The sequence below is a fragment of the Luteimonas sp. GW821-FHT14E02 genome (assembly GCF_058803905.1).
The window spans coordinates 63444-81586 of the sequence record NZ_JBXAPK010000014.1 but is presented as its reverse complement, the minus strand read 5'-3'; the positions used below and the strand labels follow the sequence as shown (position 1 = coordinate 81586).

General features: G+C 60.7%; 23 protein-coding genes. 18 read left to right on the top strand and 5 right to left on the bottom strand.

Going from position 1 to position 18143, the window contains the following annotated elements; translation table 11 throughout:
• Positions 1 to 366 precede the first annotated feature (366 nt).
• The 5 genes from AC1RNP_RS18455 to AC1RNP_RS18435 all read left to right on the top strand — a co-directional run bounded on the left by AC1RNP_RS18455 (position 367) and on the right by AC1RNP_RS18435 (position 3627).
• Positions 367 to 657: a hypothetical protein gene (locus AC1RNP_RS18455; RefSeq protein WP_493052756.1), complete on the top strand. Its 291-nt coding sequence runs from the start codon at positions 367 to 369 to the stop codon at positions 655 to 657.
• A 92-nt stretch (positions 658 to 749) separates the two neighbouring features.
• Positions 750 to 1760: a DUF4365 domain-containing protein gene (locus tag AC1RNP_RS18450; protein WP_493052755.1), complete on the top strand. Its 1011-nt coding sequence runs from the start codon at positions 750 to 752 to the stop codon at positions 1758 to 1760.
• A gap of 80 nt (positions 1761 to 1840) precedes the next feature.
• Positions 1841 to 2623: a hypothetical protein gene (locus AC1RNP_RS18445; protein WP_493052754.1), complete on the top strand. Its 783-nt coding sequence runs from the start codon at positions 1841 to 1843 to the stop codon at positions 2621 to 2623.
• A 66-nt stretch (positions 2624 to 2689) separates the two neighbouring features.
• A complete protein-coding gene (locus tag AC1RNP_RS18440) occupies positions 2690 to 3091 on the top strand; it encodes an H-NS histone family protein (protein WP_493052753.1) in 402 nt (133 codons plus the stop codon).
• An 89-nt stretch (positions 3092 to 3180) separates the two neighbouring features.
• Positions 3181 to 3627 (top strand): hypothetical protein, encoded by a 447-nt coding sequence (locus tag AC1RNP_RS18435; protein ID WP_493052752.1) that lies wholly within the window; start codon positions 3181 to 3183, stop codon positions 3625 to 3627.
• A gap of 33 nt (positions 3628 to 3660) precedes the next feature.
• Here AC1RNP_RS18435 and AC1RNP_RS18430 read toward each other — a convergent pair whose 3' ends face one another.
• From AC1RNP_RS18430 to AC1RNP_RS18420, 3 genes are read right to left on the bottom strand one after another with little or no spacing between them, the layout of a single operon-like run.
• Positions 3661 to 4098: a hypothetical protein gene (locus AC1RNP_RS18430; protein ID WP_493052751.1), complete on the bottom strand. Its 438-nt coding sequence runs from the start codon at positions 4096 to 4098 to the stop codon at positions 3661 to 3663.
• A complete protein-coding gene (locus AC1RNP_RS18425; RefSeq protein ID WP_493052750.1) occupies positions 4095 to 5504 on the bottom strand; it encodes a recombinase family protein in 1410 nt (469 codons plus the stop codon). The genes AC1RNP_RS18430 and AC1RNP_RS18425 overlap by 4 nt, the downstream gene beginning before the upstream one ends.
• Complete coding sequence (locus AC1RNP_RS18420; protein WP_493052749.1) at positions 5462 to 5893, bottom strand: DUF2924 domain-containing protein; 432 nt, start codon at positions 5891 to 5893, stop codon at positions 5462 to 5464. The genes AC1RNP_RS18425 and AC1RNP_RS18420 overlap by 43 nt, the downstream gene beginning before the upstream one ends.
• Positions 5894 to 6426: 533 nt before the next feature.
• On the opposite strand from AC1RNP_RS18420, the gene AC1RNP_RS18415 reads away from it, so the two are divergent.
• The 13 genes from AC1RNP_RS18415 (at position 6427) to AC1RNP_RS18355 (ending at position 16773) form a co-directional block, all read left to right on the top strand.
• Positions 6427 to 7482 (top strand): hypothetical protein, encoded by a 1056-nt coding sequence (locus AC1RNP_RS18415; protein ID WP_493052748.1) that lies wholly within the window; start codon positions 6427 to 6429, stop codon positions 7480 to 7482.
• 222 nt (positions 7483 to 7704) lie between these two features.
• Positions 7705 to 7914: a hypothetical protein gene (locus AC1RNP_RS18410; protein WP_493052747.1), complete on the top strand. Its 210-nt coding sequence runs from the start codon at positions 7705 to 7707 to the stop codon at positions 7912 to 7914.
• Positions 7911 to 8393 (top strand): hypothetical protein, encoded by a 483-nt coding sequence (locus tag AC1RNP_RS18405; protein WP_493052746.1) that lies wholly within the window; start codon positions 7911 to 7913, stop codon positions 8391 to 8393. The genes AC1RNP_RS18410 and AC1RNP_RS18405 overlap by 4 nt, the downstream gene beginning before the upstream one ends.
• Positions 8390 to 9274 (top strand): ATP-binding protein, encoded by an 885-nt coding sequence (locus tag AC1RNP_RS18400; protein ID WP_493052745.1) that lies wholly within the window; start codon positions 8390 to 8392, stop codon positions 9272 to 9274. Before AC1RNP_RS18405 ends, AC1RNP_RS18400 begins: the two co-directional genes overlap by 4 nt.
• Positions 9271 to 9882 carry a hypothetical protein gene (locus AC1RNP_RS18395; RefSeq protein WP_493052744.1) on the top strand — a complete coding sequence of 204 codons (612 nt, stop codon included), beginning with the start codon at positions 9271 to 9273 and terminating at the stop codon, positions 9880 to 9882. Before AC1RNP_RS18400 ends, AC1RNP_RS18395 begins: the two co-directional genes overlap by 4 nt.
• A 12-nt stretch (positions 9883 to 9894) precedes the next feature.
• Positions 9895 to 10341 carry a hypothetical protein gene (locus tag AC1RNP_RS18390; RefSeq protein WP_493052743.1) on the top strand — a complete coding sequence of 149 codons (447 nt, stop codon included), beginning with the start codon at positions 9895 to 9897 and terminating at the stop codon, positions 10339 to 10341.
• Complete coding sequence (locus AC1RNP_RS18385) at positions 10332 to 10757, top strand: DUF6511 domain-containing protein (RefSeq protein ID WP_493052742.1); 426 nt, start codon at positions 10332 to 10334, stop codon at positions 10755 to 10757. Before AC1RNP_RS18390 ends, AC1RNP_RS18385 begins: the two co-directional genes overlap by 10 nt.
• 5 nt (positions 10758 to 10762) lie before the next feature.
• Positions 10763 to 11521: a hypothetical protein gene (locus AC1RNP_RS18380; RefSeq protein WP_493052760.1), complete on the top strand. Its 759-nt coding sequence runs from the start codon at positions 10763 to 10765 to the stop codon at positions 11519 to 11521.
• Positions 11482 to 12489 carry a hypothetical protein gene (locus tag AC1RNP_RS18375; protein WP_493052741.1) on the top strand — a complete coding sequence of 336 codons (1008 nt, stop codon included), beginning with the start codon at positions 11482 to 11484 and terminating at the stop codon, positions 12487 to 12489. Before AC1RNP_RS18380 ends, AC1RNP_RS18375 begins: the two co-directional genes overlap by 40 nt.
• The gene (locus AC1RNP_RS18370) at positions 12486 to 13334 is read left to right on the top strand and encodes a ParB/RepB/Spo0J family partition protein (RefSeq protein ID WP_493052740.1); all 849 of its coding nucleotides are present in this window, start codon (positions 12486 to 12488) and stop codon (positions 13332 to 13334) included. Before AC1RNP_RS18375 ends, AC1RNP_RS18370 begins: the two co-directional genes overlap by 4 nt.
• Positions 13334 to 15622 (top strand): phage/plasmid primase, P4 family, encoded by a 2289-nt coding sequence (locus AC1RNP_RS18365; protein ID WP_493052739.1) that lies wholly within the window; start codon positions 13334 to 13336, stop codon positions 15620 to 15622. The genes AC1RNP_RS18370 and AC1RNP_RS18365 overlap by 1 nt, the downstream gene beginning before the upstream one ends.
• 117 nt (positions 15623 to 15739) lie before the next feature.
• Positions 15740 to 16183, top strand: coding sequence for a DUF6362 family protein (locus tag AC1RNP_RS18360; RefSeq protein WP_493052738.1), 444 nt, complete (start codon positions 15740 to 15742; stop codon positions 16181 to 16183).
• A gap of 143 nt (positions 16184 to 16326) precedes the next feature.
• Positions 16327 to 16773 (top strand): GIY-YIG nuclease family protein, encoded by a 447-nt coding sequence (locus AC1RNP_RS18355; RefSeq protein ID WP_493052737.1) that lies wholly within the window; start codon positions 16327 to 16329, stop codon positions 16771 to 16773.
• Between the two features lie 83 nt (positions 16774 to 16856).
• On the opposite strand, the gene AC1RNP_RS18350 is transcribed toward AC1RNP_RS18355, so the two are convergent.
• Positions 16857 to 17255 carry a hypothetical protein gene (locus AC1RNP_RS18350; protein ID WP_493052736.1) on the bottom strand — a complete coding sequence of 133 codons (399 nt, stop codon included), beginning with the start codon at positions 17253 to 17255 and terminating at the stop codon, positions 16857 to 16859.
• Positions 17256 to 17699: 444 nt separating this feature from the next.
• Positions 17700 to 18110: a hypothetical protein gene (locus AC1RNP_RS18345; protein ID WP_493052735.1), complete on the bottom strand. Its 411-nt coding sequence runs from the start codon at positions 18108 to 18110 to the stop codon at positions 17700 to 17702.
• Positions 18111 to 18143 lie beyond the last annotated feature (33 nt).

The window sequence follows — 18143 nt, the reverse complement described above, 5'->3', positions numbered from 1 at the left end:
TCCACCATCCCTAAAAAACCGACGAGTCTCCGTCGGTTTTTTTTCGTCCAACTCCCCCCTATTTCCGCAGTGTTTTTGCGTTTGTGCGAAAACGGCCCGTTCGTCGGAAAGTCGAAAATTTCTCTATTTCCGTCTCCGCGTGGTCTCCGGTCTCCGTTCTGCGAAAATGGCATTTTCGCACCGCTAAAAAATTTCCCTTGCGTGACGGGGACTTAGCGCACCCCCTCAGTCGCTGTTTGCGAATCACCCTCGCGCGACCGGAGGAGGATCGAACTCGAACAGAGACCGGAGACCGTGCAGCGCCGTTGACTCCCCTGAAGAGCGTGGACCACGATGCGCGCCCTTCCTCACGGCCGGAGCACAAAAATGGTGGATCCACTCCTCGAAGAGACCCGCGGCACTGCCAAGTACGTGGCGGGCGTCGTGCGCAATGCGATGTTCTATGCCACGGACATTCCGCTGACCATCAGCCAGCGCGAGCTACTGGCCCCGCTCATCCGTGACGCCATCTTCAGCGCCATGTACGCGCGTATGATCGCCAGCCACAACCCCGGTGCGCGTATCTTCATCGACTTCACCAAGGAAACTCTGTCGACCGGCGAAGACCCACGGCTGCTGCCGGACTTCATGAAGGCTGCGAACCTAACAAATCGATAAGACCAGATCTCAAAGTCGCAATTATCGAAACCCTATCGAAGGAAGCTTTTATGTTGGTCATTGGAAAGACGGACGACTTCGAACAACGATACATGGCCAAGTTCGAGGAACTCGCCGCTCGACACGGTATATTTGTCAAGTACGAGCGGGATCGAGCAGCACGAGATATCGGGCTGCACCTGACCAAAGACCGCAAATCTGGAGAGAAGCAAGTCACCAGTTCAGTGGTTTGGTTCCAGATGAAGGGCCTGATGTCTACCACACTTTCCCCTGAGCAATTTGGCTCATTGGAAACCGTCGATTTGTCCATGTCGGTAGAACACCTACGCCACTGGTTCCTTGAGTCGGAACCGACACATCTTGTCGTCTATGTCGAATCAGTTGATCAATTTTTAGTAATCAATCTACAAAAGTACATAAGCGATGATTGGGGGCACGGCATTCTAGAACTCGACCAAAAAACAGCAACAGTACGTATTCCGGTTTCAAGCATATTAGATGATCAGGCGTTTGCAATCCTATTACGTTATGCCGACATTGCGCAGTGGGCAAAAGCTCTACAAGCGCCGCATAACGACGTAGAGCTGATTCGTCGTGACTTCCGCTTGATTCAATTATTTGGGACTGCAAGCGAAAGAAGCGCAGAGCATGCAGTCATATGGACTGACTGGATCAGCAAAGCCCGAGATGAACTTCGTGTACTTGAACGAGAGATTGATGAAAACGCCGAAATCAGAGACGGCTGGAGGATGATCCATGAGCACTGGGAGTACATGGGAATAGAGCCTGAAGATGCATACCCCTACCTCGATTTGTTCGCTCTCGAAGAGTACGAGCCCGAAACCTTTATTAATAGCTCTGGCGAGGAAGAACTAGCTGAGGATGGAATGACCGTCACGCTCAAGAACGGAGATGAAGTATTCGGTCCGAATGCCTGCAATGAGTACTATCAATTCATGTTTGGTGCGCGCATAAACGATTACGGTCTAAAGCTTTATGAGCACGTAAAAACACTATTGCGTATAGGACTTCTTGAGCTAGATACCGATGAAGAAGGATACTCATCGATCAGCATCGCACCATGGAATAGCCGTCACGTGTAGCCAAGAATGTTGTCGACCACTTTTTATTGACAATCCTTATGCGGAAAGTTGTAGACAGTAATTTGCTCCAAGACTTGGGTTTGCGCGCCTACCTCTCTGAATCAGCCGACAATTTCGCGATACTGACCGACTACGTCGCGATGGAAGCCTACAAAGGCTCGAATTTGCCAGCTATCTATCGAACGATGGAGATCGTAAGCGAATTCCCCCAGCAGATCATTGTCCTAAAAGGAACTCGCGAATGCGGCGCCATGAACGGAGGTAGTCATGACCTCCAGAATCGCTTCATTGATGAACGCTTGACCAAAGAATTTGACACTTACGCACATTGCATTCGCCGTGCTCAGCAAGGTGATCGAAGTATCCAAGCCCAAATCCTGGAACACGGAGCCGAGGCGAGCCAACATCTTGAACGAATGCTCAAAGATGCCGAAACTACCGGCCAAGCCATAGCAGAAATGGCCGCGCTGTACACAAAAGAGGAGCGCACGATTGTTCGCAATAAGGCGCCCTACTCTCAAGAGATGAAAGAAAAGATGCTCGATCACCTTTTCATCATGGCAGGCACATTGTTTGAAGGACATCCGGATGTCGAAGATCTACCAACGCGAAGTGAACTTCCAAATTCATTCTTATTCCGTAACGCAATGTGCATGTTGTTGCTGGCACTGGATTGGGCTGCAAATGGCGGCGCCCTGGATACAGCACCAATTAGGCTACGAAACGACATCATCGACATGAACTTCGCTACTTATGCCACATACTTCGATGGGCTGATGAGCAATGATGCCAAAGCCGTCCGCATCCACGCGGAGGCGCGGCACTGGCTCGGTGTAGAGTTTGGCTGCGAACTCAGCTCCTGACCCCGAACTCGAGTCGCAACGCTCTTAAGAAGCAACAATCTTCAACCTCCACATTATATAGAGCCAATGACGACAAAACCCTCACTCAGCCTGAAATCCATCGCCGAAGCGAAGGCGAAACTCACTCAAGAGCTACACGATCTCGAAGAACAAGAAACACAGCTCCGGCAGAAAGAAGCCGCAGAAGCATTCAACAAGGTCCTGTCCCAGCTCGAGACCTATCGCGGCCACTTCTCCACGAAGCAAAAAAACGATATCGCCGCTCTCGTGGCCGTAGAAAGGCCCAAGGCGAAAGGCGCCTCCCCAGCGAAAGAGGTTCAACCAAAGTACTGGCTGCCTCACACCGGCGACACATGGTCCGGTCGCGGGCGCCCGCCCAGGGCGTTCACCATATGGGAGGGCAGCTCGTCCTACAAAGAATGGAAGGCCAAGCACCCTGATGAGAAGTTCCCGGCCTTTCCTGGGTAGGGCCGACTTGCTGTCCATTGCCTCATAGTTGATGCAACCTGAAGCCGCCTGGCGAAATCCAAGTCAGGCGATAGCATCAGAGGGAATTTATGACTCGTGACGAAGTAACTGCCATGGTCAATGGCGCATTAGATCGATTGGTGCTTGATGATTTTCAACTCCTCGATTTGAAACTCTGCGAACGCGCGCTGCACTTCAAGATCGCTCACTACATGGCCATGTCGCCATACCTTCGCTCTCCCTTGTCTCTTGACTGCGAGTACAACCGACATCTGCAGGCGCCAAAAATGCTCAAGATTTTTGGCAACCCAACGTCATCTAAAGTATTCCCCGACATCCTCATCCATGAGCGCAATTCTGACGCCCATAACATTGCCGTGCTCGAGATCAAAAGACCATCACAGAGTCTCGCCTACGATCGGAAGAAGCTACGCTCGTTCCGCGCATACCTACGCTATCACCATGCCGGCCACATCATCATCGGCCACAATGGCCGCGGCTCGCTCGTTCGTGAAGTGAGATGGGTCGATGACTAATTCAGCCAAGCCGAAGCAGTCGTCGTAAAGGGGCTACCCGGCTGAGGAAAATCCCCATTCTCGACGCTGCTCCTCCCAATCCCCTGGCATGCCCTCCAAGATCTTCTCCAGCGTAAGTGTGCGAGGCTGGGTACCCGCAATGATCGACTGCACGATGTCGGGTGCGATCAACGTCAGTCGCAGCATACGCTTTACGGTTACCGCATGGATTTTTACGCCCTTCGCCAGCGCGTTCGCATCCTCGTAATCGCCATCCTCGAGCATGCGCGCCCAATAGAACGCTCGCCCCAAGGCCATCAGCAATGGTCGATCGGCACGTTGCGAGCCAACAGTCATCTCCTGCCCCGGTGGGGGAATCAAGACTTTCCGTGCTCCGCGCCTGCGAAACTCCAGCGGAATATGGGTGACGTACTGGCCGTCGCGCACAGAGCGCCGAACCTCACCCACCTGCACGATCGTGGTCCTCTTCATGCCGCGTCCTCCTCGCGCTGCTCGCGCACATAAGGATGGTCGAAGAACTCGCCAGCGGCATTCGCAAGGCCATCGTCATGCCACACGATGTCCACGCCCTTGTGCGTGATCTGCACGCGAACGATCATCAGGCACAGCAGCCGATTCTGCTCCTCGGGATACAACTGTTCCCACACCCCGGTCAGGCGCTTGAGGGCTACTACGACCTGTGCCTCGTCTACGGCCGCCCCGCCTGCATTCGCGCGCTGCATCACCGCGATCGCCAGTTCCGGCGCCGCCAGCGCGTCCAGCACGCGCCCCATGACTGCCTCCTCGATTTCGCCGGCGGGAATCTGACGATGCTCCGTCGCACCATGTCCGAATCGCTTGTCCGATTTTGCCTGGTAGTAGCGGTACAGCTTTCCGCGACGGCGGGTGAAGGTCGGGTACATCTTGCTTCCATCCTCGGCATAGAGCAGGCCACGCAACAGCGCGGGTGGCGTGCGCGCAGCGCGAGTACGGCCTGCTGACAACTTCCTCGTCTCCAGCACCCGATGCACCTTGTCCCACACCAACCGCGGCACGATGGCGGCATGCTGGCCGGGATATGTCATACCCTTGTGCGCCACCTCGCCGATGTAGACCGGGTTGCGCAGCAGCTTGAAGATGAAAGCCCGGTCGATCTGCGCGCCGCCGCGCGACTGCCCGCCCTGTGTCAGCCAGGCCTTCGTCGTGTGGCCCTGAGTCGCCAACTCGGCCACAAGCGTCACAGCACAGCCGTGGTCGAGGAACCGCTCGAAGATCTGCCGCACCAGGCTGGCTTCCTCTTCGTTGATGATCAGCTTCCGCTCACGCACGTCATATCCGAGCGGCGGCACGCCGCCCATCCACATGCCCTTGCGTTTGCTGGCCGCGACCTTGTCGCGCACCCGCTCGATGCTCTGCTCACGCTCGAACTGTGCGAAGGACAAGAGGATGTGGAGGATCAGCCGGCCCATCGGTGTCGCGGTGTTGAATTGCTGCGTCACCGACACGAAGGCGACCTCCCGCGCGCGCAGCTTTTCCGCGATGGCGACGAAATCCCACAAGCTGCGGGTAAAGCGGTCGATCTTGTAGACGACGATCGCGTCGACCTTGCCCGCTTCGATGTCGCGCATCAGGCGCTTGAGCGCCGGCCGCTCGACCGTGCCGCCGGAATAGTCGCCATCGTCATACCGCTCACCGGTCCATACCCAGCCTTCATGCTTCTGGCTGGCGATGTAGGCCAGGCCCGCTTCTAGCTGCGCATCGAGCGAGGTGAACTCCTGATTGAGTCCCTCGTCGGTGGATTTACGCGTGTAGATGGCGCAACGCCGCGGGGCTTTAACATCCAGGATCGTGCTCATCACGCCTCCTTGCGCAGGCCGAAGAAGCGCCGGCCGTTCCATCGCGTGCCAGTGATCGTGCGCGCGACTGCCGAGAGGCTGCGGAAGCTCCGTCCGGCATACTCATAGGTGCCATCCGGCTTGGCGACGACGCGATGCTCGACGCCACCGTGTTCACGCACCAGCACCAGCCCGGGTGTCAGTTTTTGTGCCTGACCTGGACCGGTCGCTGCCCGGGCCTCCCCAATCTTCTCCAGCGCACGCTGCGTCGCCGCCGGCAGCGTACCGTAGGCGACGGCCTGGATCTGATAGGCCAGGCGCGATTCGATGTAGTCGCGGTTATGGTGACGCGGGCGCATAGGCAAATGCCTATCCCACAGCGCCCACAAATCAGACATCGACAGTTCTGGCAGCCGCGCCAGTTGCGCGGCCACCGTTAGGTCATGCGGCATGCTCATCCTCCGGTCTCTGGGGTGACACATGCACGCTTCGGGGGGCGGTCAAGTCAACGCCTAACGGTCTCTGCGAGGCATTCGCCGCGCGCTGCACGCCGGCGGCGAGCAATGCGACGATCTCAGCCCAACGTTCGTTTTGGCGCATTTTTTCGGGTGGAAGCATCGGTCGTGGATAGCAGGAGAGGATCGAACTGCGATCATCCACGAGCAGCGCATGCTTGGACTCGACGTGTGGTCATTTGTGTACATATGCAAACGTTTGCTATCGCTTGCACACGTTTGCGCATGTCTACAGCAATTGCATTCCTATCTAGGAAATGTGACGCAGTGTCTGTATGACCGCTACGCAAATCTCTAGACGTTTATAGGCAAATATCTATAGACACGCCGCTTCCCTGCGATTATAAATTTGTTAAGTCATCGCATAAGCCGTGCGTTCGGGACCGCAGCGAACGATGAGGTAACCCCGGTCGTCTTCCGACCACGTTAGGTATTCCGGCCCCCGCCGGTTGCAACAAAGAACAATAACAATGTGCCCCGCTACGAAGGACCCAAAGGCGGCCAAGAAACCCGCCACCCCGTCGAGCGCGTCGCCTCAAAAGACCGCCTGCCGCGATCGAGACAAGACGCACTCTCCCCGCGCCACACTCAACGGCGCGCTGCATCTGATCGAGACGAAAGGTCTGGATCTGCGCCTCCCCCTGGTCGAACCAGGTGACGAATGCACCACGCGGCTTCGTCATCTGTGGCTTGCCGTTGGTCTCCTGCGTCCCGCGCCGGAGATCATCAAGCTGACCTGCCCGATCTGCAGACACCCCACTGTCAACCCCTTGCCCTCGACCGATGGCGAGTACGACTTCTTCTGCATGAGTTGCGCGACGATCGTGGACATGTCTGATAACCAGCACGAGACCCTGGCGCTGTCACTCGAAACGCTTTTCGAGCTACTGGCAGCCCCCTTCGGTGTCAGGCGAACGCAGTCTCTGGAACTATTGCCCGACCATCTTTGGGAGATCGGCGAATTCCTCCATCTGGGCGAGCCCATCAAGCTGCTGTTTGCGCGTGTGACGAGTCCCGCAGCTGACGCGAGCATCGACTATCTGCTGAAAGATCTACCGGTCTGGCACCGCTATCTCGTCCTCCTGTCGCGCAAGGCATCGTTTACGCAGAAATCGCAGATCCCGAGTCGTCGCGTTGCCGTGGTCTTGCGTGATATTGCCATGCTCGATACCGAAGGGCTGCACCTGCACGATCACGAGGCGGTGCTCGCACGCTTCGATTTCGGAAGCGATGCAACCTTGCCGCCACCCGATTTGAACGTCGAGGTCCACCCCACAGGAGCGTGGTTCCGCGTCAACGGCGTCGAAGTACACCTGCGAGGCAAGTATCAGCGTCGGTTCGTGCTGGCAATGGTCGATGCCTTCCGCAAAGGTAATCTGCGACCCAGGATGGAAGATGTCCTGCGCATCGCGGGGTACAGCGAGAGCGCGACCGATCTCCAGCATGTCTGCCGCAAGCCAGACTTCAAAGCCCTATTCGGCTACGGTCATGGCGAGGTCTGGTTCAAGGCACCCGTCCCGCTGTAATCCGCAACTTCTCTGGAACACCAGGCCGGCGCTCGCCGGCCTTTTTTTTCGCGCGCACCTAGGACAGCGCCACTCACAAGCTACTCCCAAGCTGCGCTCGAACTCACAAGCTACTCGCAAGCAACTCACAAGCTACCGCGACTACAACTCACAAGTTCTTGGGCGAGACGATGTGCGCCAACGAATGCATCCGTTCGCATTCGATATCACGAGTTAACGCACATGCTCGAATCCTCGCATCTCTCCCCCAAGGAACTGGCAAGGCGCTGGAACCTGACCACCGCCACGCTCGCGCGCTGGCGCTTCGAGGGCATCGGCCCCGTGTTCCTGAAGATCCGGGGACGCATCCGTTACCGCAACGTCGATATCGAGCGATATGAGCGGCACTCGCTGCAACCCCACGCCGATCACGACTTCGAGGCTCGCCGATGACCAAACTCTCCCCCGAGCAGGCCGCGGACATCCCGGCCCGCCTGCTGGCGCAGCTGTGCGCCGAAGATCTCTTCCACCTCCGGCACGAAGCCGAGGACCAGCTCGCCAAGGCGGACCTCTACGTGCAGCACATCCAGCGCGCGCTGGACATGCGCTACGCCGGCCGCGCGCAGGCCGAGCGCCGCGCCGAGGGCATCGACACGGGCGTAGTCGTCTTCAGCGACGGCAACGTGCGCGTCACGGCCGAGTCGGACAAGGAAGTGTCCTGGGATCAGACGATCCTCGGCGAAATTGCCGCCCGCCTGATGCGTCAGGGCGAGAACCCGTTCCGATACATCGACGCGCACCTCAGCATCAACGAGACGCGTTACCGCGACTGGACGACCGAGCAGCAGTACTCCTTCGCGCGCGCCCGCATCGTCACGCTCAAGGACCCGCGCTATCGCCTGGCCCTGCTGCCGCAGGACGGTGCGCCGTGACGCTGCCCATCATCACTGCCGACCAGCGCATGGCCGAGCGCCGCGGCGTCAAGGGCGTGCTCATCGGCAAGTTCGGCATCGGCAAGACCTCGCAGCTGTGGACGCTGGATCCAGCGACGACCCTGTTCGTGGACCTCGAAGCCGGCGACCTGGCCGTGCAGGACTGGCCCGGCGACTCGCTGCGCCCGCGCACCTGGTCCGAGTGCCGCGACATCGCCGTCTTCCTCGCCGGCCCCAACCAGGCCATGCGCGAGGATCAAACCTACAGCCAGGCCCATTACGAGCACGTCTGCAGCCGCTACGGCGACCCCGACGTCGTGCTGGCCAAGTACGACACCTACTTCATCGACTCGATCACCGTCGCCGGCCGCCTGTGCATGCAGTGGTGCAAGGGCCAGCCGCAGGCGGTCTCCGAGAAGACCGGCAAGCCGGACCAGCGCGGCATGTATGGCCTGCTCGGTCAGGAAATGATCGGCTGGCTCACGCACCTCCAGCACGCGCGCGGGAAGCACGTCTGGTTCGTCGGCATCCTCGAAGAGAAGGTCGATGATTTCAATCGCCTGCACTTCGTGCTGCAGATCGATGGCAACAAAACCGGCCTGGAACTGCCCGGCATCGTGGACGAGGTGATCACGCTCGCCGAGTACACGCCCGAAGAAGGCAGTGATCCGATCCGCGTGTTCGTCTGCCGCACGATCAATCCGTGGGGCTATCCCGCCAAGGACCGCAGCGGCCGCCTTGAGCTGATCGAGCCGCCGAACCTCGGCCAGCTCATGGTCAAGCTCTCGACCCCCATTCCTCCCGGCACCGCGCGCGCGTGGGCGCTGCGCGCCGCCGCGCCCGTTCTCTCCCCGCAACTGCCCGAGGCACCGCAGTCATGAATCAATGGCAAGACTTCAACAACGCTGACGATCCAGTCGGCTTCGCGCCCATCCCGAAGGGCACCGCGCTCAAGGTGCGGATGCACATCCGTCCTGGTGGTTTCGATGATCCGGCCCAAGGCTGGGACGGCGGCTGGGCCACACAGAACCCGGACACCGGTGCCGTCTACCTCAACTGCGAGTTCGTCGTCCTCGACGGCCAATACGCCAAGCGCAAGCTGTGGTCGAACATCGGCCTGCACAGCAACAAGGGACCCGAGTGGTCGCAGATGGGCCGCGCCTTCATCAAGGGCATGCTCAATTCCGCCCACGGCCTCTATCCGAACGACAACTCCGAGACCGCGCAGAACAAGCGAATCATCCGCGGCATCGGGGATCTGGAAGGCATCGTCTTCGTCGGCTTGGTCGATTGGGAAAAAGGCACCCAGGGCGACGACAAGGCCGTGATCGGCCTGCCCATCACCCCCGACCACCCCAAATACGCCGCCACGGTGGGCACCCCCACGTCCCCCCACGTCGCGCCCGCCGCGGCGGCGTCCCCCACGGCCGCACCGGCCGCATCCGCGCCGCGCAGCGGCGCGCTTCCCCCACGCCCGGACTGGGCCTAACAGGACGTCCCCATGAATCACAACAACGACCACGCCAAGTACCTGCTCGCCTTTATCACTCTGTGTCCCGTGAAGCGCAATTTCGGCTTCGCCTGTCTGCTTGCCGATCCCAAGACCGACCTGGTCAAGATCGAGTGGGTGCAGGACCCGCGCGAGCACTTCGAAGAGTGGTCCGAGGCGCAGTGGGAACTGATCGACGTGCATCCCTCGCCGCCGATGGCCGCCGCCGTCATGCGCGTGATCTTCGCGCCGCTGTTGGTCGACAGCAAATGGATGCGAGACAACAACACCATGCTGCGTCGCGCGTTCCAGCAGGCGCGTGAGGGTTACATCAACGGCGAAGAATTCAGCCAGATTCTCGAGCACATGGAGAAGCTCTCCTCAGACCTGGGCACCTACGTCTACACGGTGAAGACCCATCGCGTGCAGCAGGAGCGCCCGACGCCGCGATGGGTGTGAACTGCTGGGCCTGCGGCAAACCCGCCGCGGGCTTCAGCCATCTGGATCTGCGTTACAGCCCCAGCGATGCGCGGCGCTACCGCCATCGCTGGGCCTTCTGCTCCCGGCGCTGCCAGGACGCCTTCCACTTGCTCTACGACGTGCGCCGCCAGCGTGACCCGGCGGCGATCGAGGAATTGGTTCCGATGTCCCTCCCCCTTTCTCCCATTGCACAGCGCGCTTGCCTGCAGGCGATCGGCGGCGTGGCCGAGCGCATCGGCTTTGATGTGCCCGTGGCGCGCTACAGCCGCGAGCAGGCAACGCAGCTCGTGGAGGCGGTCATCGCCGCCTACGAAACGTGTTTGCAGGCCGATGCCGGCGCGCGCTTCCCCACGCCCGACGCACCCTTCATTGACGACCCCATTATTCCGTTTTGACGCCGATGCTGGACTTCAATCACCGGCCGCCGACCGCCGAGCACATCAATCTGCTGATCGATCGCGCGCTGCAGACCGAGCGTGGCAAAGCGCCCAAGCGCCATTACCTCGGGGCCTCCGCGCTCGGCGCGGACTGCGCGCGCGCCATGCAATTCCAGATCACGCGCACGCAAGTCGATCGCGGCCGCGAGATTCCGGGCCGATCGCTGCGCATCTTCGAGATCGGCCACGTCCTCGAGGACCTCGCGGTCAACTGGTTGCGCCTGGCCGGATTCAAGCTGCTCACGCGCGATGCCAACCAGCAGCAGTTCGGCTTCTCGGTCTGCGATGGCCGCCTGCAGGGTCACGTCGACGGTGTGTTCGTCGGCGGCCCCGCCGTGCTCAGCCTGCGCTATCCGATGCTCTTCGAGTGCAAGAGCATGGCCGACAAGTACTGGACCAAGACGGTCGCGGACGGCGTCGCTACGGTCTACCCGCAGTACGCGGCGCAGATGGCGCTCTATCAGGCATACCTGGCCGACCGTTTCCCCGGCATCGCGCGCAACCCCGCCTTCTTCCTGGCGATCAACAAGAACGATGCGCGCTTGCACATCGAACTGGTGCCCTTCGACGGCGCGCTCGCGCAAGCCACCAGCGACCGCGGCGTGCGCGTGCTCTGTGCCACCGATGCGCAGGAGTTGCTGCCACGCGTGAGCACCACGCCCACCCACCCGGCCTGCAAACGGTGTCCCTGGCAGGACCGCTGCTGGGGCTTCCCCGACTGACGCGGCCACGGCGCGCGTCCCGCCGGCGCGCAAAAAAAGACCCCGTACACCGGGGCCGGAGAGTAGGACACATGACCACCCTAGCAGACCTGTTTGACCTGAATGTGGCAGCCCCTGCCGAGGACTACCGGCAGGCGGCGCTGCTCCTGCCCGACATCCAAGAATTCAATACCGTCAGCGTCAACATTTCCCCCGACATCGCACTCGCCTGGCTGCATCGCAATGATGCGAATCGTCCCATCCGGCAAAAGGCGGTGGCACAGTACGCCGCCGATCTGAAACTCCACGCCTGGAAATTCACGGGCGAGACGATCAAGTTCTCCAAAACCGGCCGCCTACTCGATGGCCAGCATCGGCTCTCGGCCATCACCGAATCCGGTGTCACCGCACCCTGGCTCGTGAACACCGGCCTGGACGATGCCGTCTTCGCCAACCTCGACACCGGCCGACGCCGCACCGGATCCGACATCCTCGTCATCGAAGGGGTGAGCGTCTACGAGGCACGCATCGCGTCCGCGGCGCTGCCGATGGTCATGAACTATCTGTCAGGGCAGCTGCCGCACAGTTCGTACCGTTTCCCGAACCACCTCATGCTGAAGTGCTGGCACAGCGATCCGCTGTTGGCGTCCACGAGCAACTTCATCGCGGCGCTGCCGCACAAAATGATTCCGATCGCCCACGCCAAGGCGTTTTTCCTGCATTGGGTATTTTCCAAGAGCGACGTCCCGGCTGCCGACACCTTCATCGAGCAGTTGTTCGAAGGTGATCACCTGGGCAAGACGGATCCGGTGTACCGCCTGCGCGAGAAACTCCTGATTGACCGTGTCGAACGCCGACTGGCCGATGACGGCACCCAACTCCACGCCTGCATCAAGGCATGGAACGCGCGCCGCGCTGGCAAGGCCATCTCGCACTGGCGCTCACTCTTCCCCCGCTCCGACGAAGCCTTCCCGGAGATCGCCTCGTGACCTACGGCCTGCACCCCCTATGCGAAACCTTGCCCGATATGCCGGCCGACCAATTCTCCCGCCTGGTCGAGGACATCCGCGCCAACGGCCTGCGCCATCCCATCGTCTTGTTCGAAGGGAAGATTCTCGACGGCCGCCACCGCTACCGCGCCTGTACCGACGCCAGCGTGGATCCGCGCTTTGAGCAGTACACCGGCAAAGATGCGCTCGCCTTCGTGCTGAGCGAGAACCTGGCACGACGCCACTTGTCCGACTCCCAGCGGGCAATGGTGGCGGTCAAGCTGGCCAACCTCGGAGTAGGCCAGCGGCTGAAATCGGCAGGTCTGCCTATTTCGCCGGTCAGCCAAAACGAAGCCGGTCGGATGTTGAGTGTGTCTTCACGCAATGTGAGGAAGGCGGCCGAGGTTAATCGCCACGGGATTCGGGCGCTGGTGGAGAAAGTAGAGGCTGGAACGATCACGCTAAACGAAGCCGATCGCATCGCCACTCTCGGTCCCGCAGCACAGTCCAAAATCGTGGCGATCGAGGACAAGCGCCAGCGGCAACATGCCGTGACAAACTCGATCAGCCGCAGTCAGGCACAAAAGCCCAAGACGCCACGGACCGACTTCTTGCCCAAACCGGACGGGAGCAGCGTCCTGGTACGGGAGACGCTCGCACGCCTGGAACAGTTCACGCACAACGTGCTAGTCGACAACCTCACGCCCGAAACATTTGTCGACCGCTTCCTGGCAGAGATCGATTGGGAAAAGCCGCGGATGTCTGCGCAGCTCGCCCTGTGCAAGCGTGCCAGCGCCGCCATCGCCGCCCTCCACAACGCGCTCAAAGACCGTGCGACGGCATGATGGATTTCAACGATCCCCCCGATGCCGATCGCCACCGATCCGGCGAACGCGACGCCGTCCGCCGCGATCTACTGGCCAGCCTGCCGCGCGTCCTGTCGGCCCTGCTCCCCAACGGCAAGGTCAGCCGCCAGGCCTTTCGGGTCGGCGACGTCGCGGGCACTGCGGGCGACAGCCTGGAAGTCGTCCTCGCCGGCGACAAGGCGGGCCTGTGGACCGACCGCGCCACCGGCCGCGGCGGCGACCTGTTCGACCTGATCGCCGCGCACTACGGGCTCGATGCCCATAGTGACTTCGCCGCCGTGCTCGAGCAGGCGCGCGCGCTGCTCGGCCGCGCGCCGGCCGCCCGCGTGCGCGGCAAGCCCGAGCCGCTGCTGGACGATCTCGGCCCACCCACCGCGAAGTGGGACTACCTCGACGCCAACGGCCAGCTCGTCGCCTGCGTTTACCGCTACGACCCGCCCAGCGGCAAGGAGTACCGGCCCTGGGATCCCAAGCGGCGCAAGCCCGCCCCGCCCTCGCCGCGCCCGCTCTACAACCAGCCGGGGATGGCCGATGCGATCACCGTCGTCCTGGTCGAAGGCGAGAAATCGGCGCAGGCACTGATCGACGTCGGCATCTGCGCGACGACCGCGATGCATGGCGCCAATGCGCCGGTCGAGAAAACCGACTGGACGCCGCTGGCGCGTAAGCATGTCCTGATCTGGCCCGACCGCGACCAGCCGGGGTGGGACTACGCCGTGCAGGCCGCCGACGCCGTCATGGCCGCCGGCGCGGCCTCCTGCGCCATCCTCTACCCACCCAAAGAAAAGCCCGAGGGATGGGACGCCGCCAATGCCGTCGCCGAACACAGCGACGAGGCAATCACCGAACCCTTCGACATCGAAGGATTCCTACGCGCGGGACAACGGTTTCCAGTCGAACGCAAAGAAGCGGCGGTCGACTTCTCCGGGGTCAACTGGCGCTCCGAGGATGGCATCGCCACCGCCTTTGCCAGGAAGTACGGGCGTGACTGGCGTTACTGCGCGCCGTGGGGGCAATGGTTCGTGTGGGATGGGAGACGGTGGAGCGCCGACCGCACGCTCGCCGTGTTCGATCTCGCGCGCGGCATCTGCCGTGCCGCCTCCGAGTTGTCGGAGAAACAGAGCGAGCAGATCAAGCTGGCCAGCGCCGCGACCACCGCTGCGGTCGAACGCTTCGCGCGCGCCGACCGCGTCCATGCCGCCACCACCGACGAATGGGACGCCAACCCCTGGGCGCTCAATACACCTGACGGCATCATTGACCTGAAAACCGGCGTGGTGCGCCCGCACGCGCGCGCCGAGCGCCATACCCGCATGGCGACCGCCTCCATCGGCGGCAGCGCCGCTCCGAGCCTCTGGCTGCATTTCCTGGACGACATCACTGCCGGCAATGTCGAATTGCAGCGTTATCTGCAGCGTGTCGTCGGTTACTGCCTGACCGGCACCACCGGTGAGCATGCGCTGTTCTTCCTTTACGGCACCGGTTCCAACGGGAAGTCCGTCTTCATCAACGTCGTCTCTGCGCTTCTAGGTGATTACGCTGCCAATGCGTCGATGGAGACTTTCATGGACACCCGCAACGAACGCCATCCTACGGATCTGGCGGGCCTGCGCGGCGCGCGCTTCGTTTCCTCTATCGAAACCGAACAGGGCCGGCACTGGAACGAAGCCAAGCTCAAAGCCATCACCGGCGGCGACAAGATCTCCGCGCGCTTCATGCGTCAGGATTTCTTCGAGTACATCCCGCAGTTCAAGCTGGCGATCGCAGGCAACCATAAACCGTCCATCCGCAATGTGGATGAGGCCATCAAGCGACGCCTGCACTTGATCCCCTTCACGGTCACCATCCCGCCGCACAAGCGCGACAAGAAACTGATCAAGGCACTGCTCGCCGAACGCGACGAGATCATGACCTGGGCGGTTGCCGGCTGCTTGGCCTGGCAACGGGAGGGCCTCAATCCGCCGCGGATGGTCGTGGAGGCGACCCAGGAGTACTTCGAGGATGAAGACCCCTTCCGAGACTTCCTCTCACTCGATTGCGAGCTGTCCCCACGCAACAAGGCGGCCTGCGCCAGCCTGTACCAACGATGGCGCATGCGCGCGGAAGAGCGCGGGGAACCTCCCGGCAACATCCGCTGGTTCATGGAGCAGCTCGTCTCGCGCGGCTTCGTGAGAGTCCGCCTGCATGGTGGCGTCAAGGGCGTCGCCGGGCTCGCTTTGAAGCCACTCCTCCCCGCCCATGCAGAACCCGGCACCGGCGCATGGTGACCGAAGGTGACCGTCGTTCTGATTACTTCTAAGTGCGCGCGCGTGTAGGGATTAACAGTAGAACGGTCACCTTCGGTCACCACGTCTTGGAAATCATCAAGTTAGCGAGACCAAACGATGCATCACATCCCCTCTCGGTCACCGGCCACCAAGCACTGGACGATCAAGAACGTCGCCGATCGCTTCCAAGAAGCGGCGTTGACGGCACACCGGCTACCTCCTGCCCGCGTGCAGGGCCACTTCAACTCCTGGCCCGGGTTCAACCGCCAAGCCTGGGAGGGCTACGCCGACGAGAAGATCATCCTGCGCATCCGCCCGTCCCCCGCGGCACTGGATCGCTTCGATGAGACCGTGCGCTGGCTACGGTGGCTCGACGTCGAACAGCGCAAGCTGGTGTGGTGGCGCGCGGCGTATCTGCCGTGGCGCGAGATCTGCGGGCGCATCGGCCGCGATCGCAAGACAGCGTGGCGGCACTGGCAATTTGCGTTGGCGTTGATCGTGGTACAGCTCAACGACACCCCGCCGCGCATCGTTTCCAGCGCACGCGCGCCGACGAGTTGAATCGTTTGCACGCGTTTGTATGCGTTTGCGTACATATGCATACATTGCCCGCCATATTTCTCTCTGGAACAAACATCACTGCTTCGCGTAGGCTAATCGCCATTGTCAGCAAGTCGGCATCGTGGATTGAAAGGGTCTCATTGATGAGCGTTGTACGTGTCGACCAGTACTGCAGTGATGGCCGCATGAAGCTGAGTTTGGCGGGCTGGTCGTTGTATGCCGCGTTGACCGAAATGCCCGATGGCGGCGGCTTAGTGAAAATTGGCATCAGCACCTCGCCCGTGCATCGCCTGTACGAGGTTCACTGCAATAGCCCGTTTGCCATCGGGATGGCCGTGTGGGCTTATGTGGGAACAAAGTCGCAAGCAATGCGGGCAGAGAATCGTCTCAAGCGACGCTTTGCTGCTCGTCAAACCCGAGGCGAATGGTTTGCCTTCGATTTCGCCTCAGCGGCGGACAAGGAAGAATTCCATGCTGCTTGCCGCGCCGCATATGCAAAAGCAACAGGCCGATTGCTGGAGTGGCGAAAGGTAACGTTGGAGCAGATGCAAGCAGCCCACGGTCTTCCGAAACGTTATCTGCGTGCATAGACGCCTTCGCGCCGTTAACGCATTCGCCACCTTGAGAGTGGGAGCGTGAGATGCATTCCACACCTCGCCGCCGCTAATTCGGACTATGCCCGGGCTGACGGCGGCGAGGCTCTTTTTTGCCCCGCCTTGAGCATGTTGGCGGACACGCTGTCTGTGTGGCCGTGATCGAACAGCCAGGCGCGTGCTTTCATGCCCGCCGTGCCATCGATGCTCGCAAGACGCGTGACCGTGGCCATGCAACGCATCCGCTGATCCTGCGTCAGGATGCCGTTGTCCAAAGCGGCAATCGCGACCCAACCAGCCGCATGCGGATCATCGAGTAGACGAAGGAGTTCGTTGACGCCGGTGGGTGAAGCCATCGCATCCGCTGCCATCGCATGAAGCTGCCGGCCGATGGCATTGCGCTCTCGAATCGACTGCACCGAATGGGTGTCGATGGCGGCGTGCTTGACCGCCAGTTGGACAAACTGCTCGTGCTCCATGACCCAGCGCGCGCCCTGTGGCAGGGAGCCGAATGTACGCCCGCTTAGATTCGATCGCCTTCACGCACCACAAACAAACCTTAAGCGAATCTCCGTCCGCCTCGCCGCCGCTTGGCCGTAACACCCCCCTGTTCCCGACCGGGCTGCGGCGAGGCTCTTTTTCAGACAGCATCCTTAACGGATCGAAGTCTGTCTCAGACAGCTTCCTTAACGCGGGTCCTTCCCCCGCACTGCAACAAGCGGGGGGCACAGCCGCGGAATCTCGATAGCGACAGGGTGCGAACTCGGGTTCGCACTCAGGTTCGCATCCCCTCTCCTCATCAAAGAAGCTGGCAGGGCGCCATGAGCCCCGCCAGCGAGCGATAAGCTTTAGAACCTCATGAGGTTTATTGCACCGGCTCCTTCCGGACAAAGAACAAATCACCGAGGCAGTGGTTCATTCAGTCATGGCGTGTGGGAAGAATCGTTGTCAACGAAAATTTTCGTGCAGACGCCATTCTTATCCGAGCCAAAACCGATTGCCGATGCCGACGTGATCGTTCGCGCAATGTCAATGATGACCGGATCATACGAAATGCAGTAAAGAGACGCCGTTGTGCTGGCCGCACTGCACGACACGTATAGCTGGCTGGCACCGGGATACGGGTATGAGCTGGAAGGATATCCATACTTGACGGCACACCCAATACGTTGAATGGTGTCTGAGCTACTGCGCGCTCCGATCATTGTTCCATAAGCCAGCCTGTCAACTGTGTTCACTTCAACAGGCCAGTAAAATGTTGCTCCTGCATGTGCTAGCGGAATGGAGAACAAGAATCCGCAAATAGCGGATAGAGCGATTGAAATACCTTTCATGACCGGTCTCCTATAGGAATACGCAATGCGCCC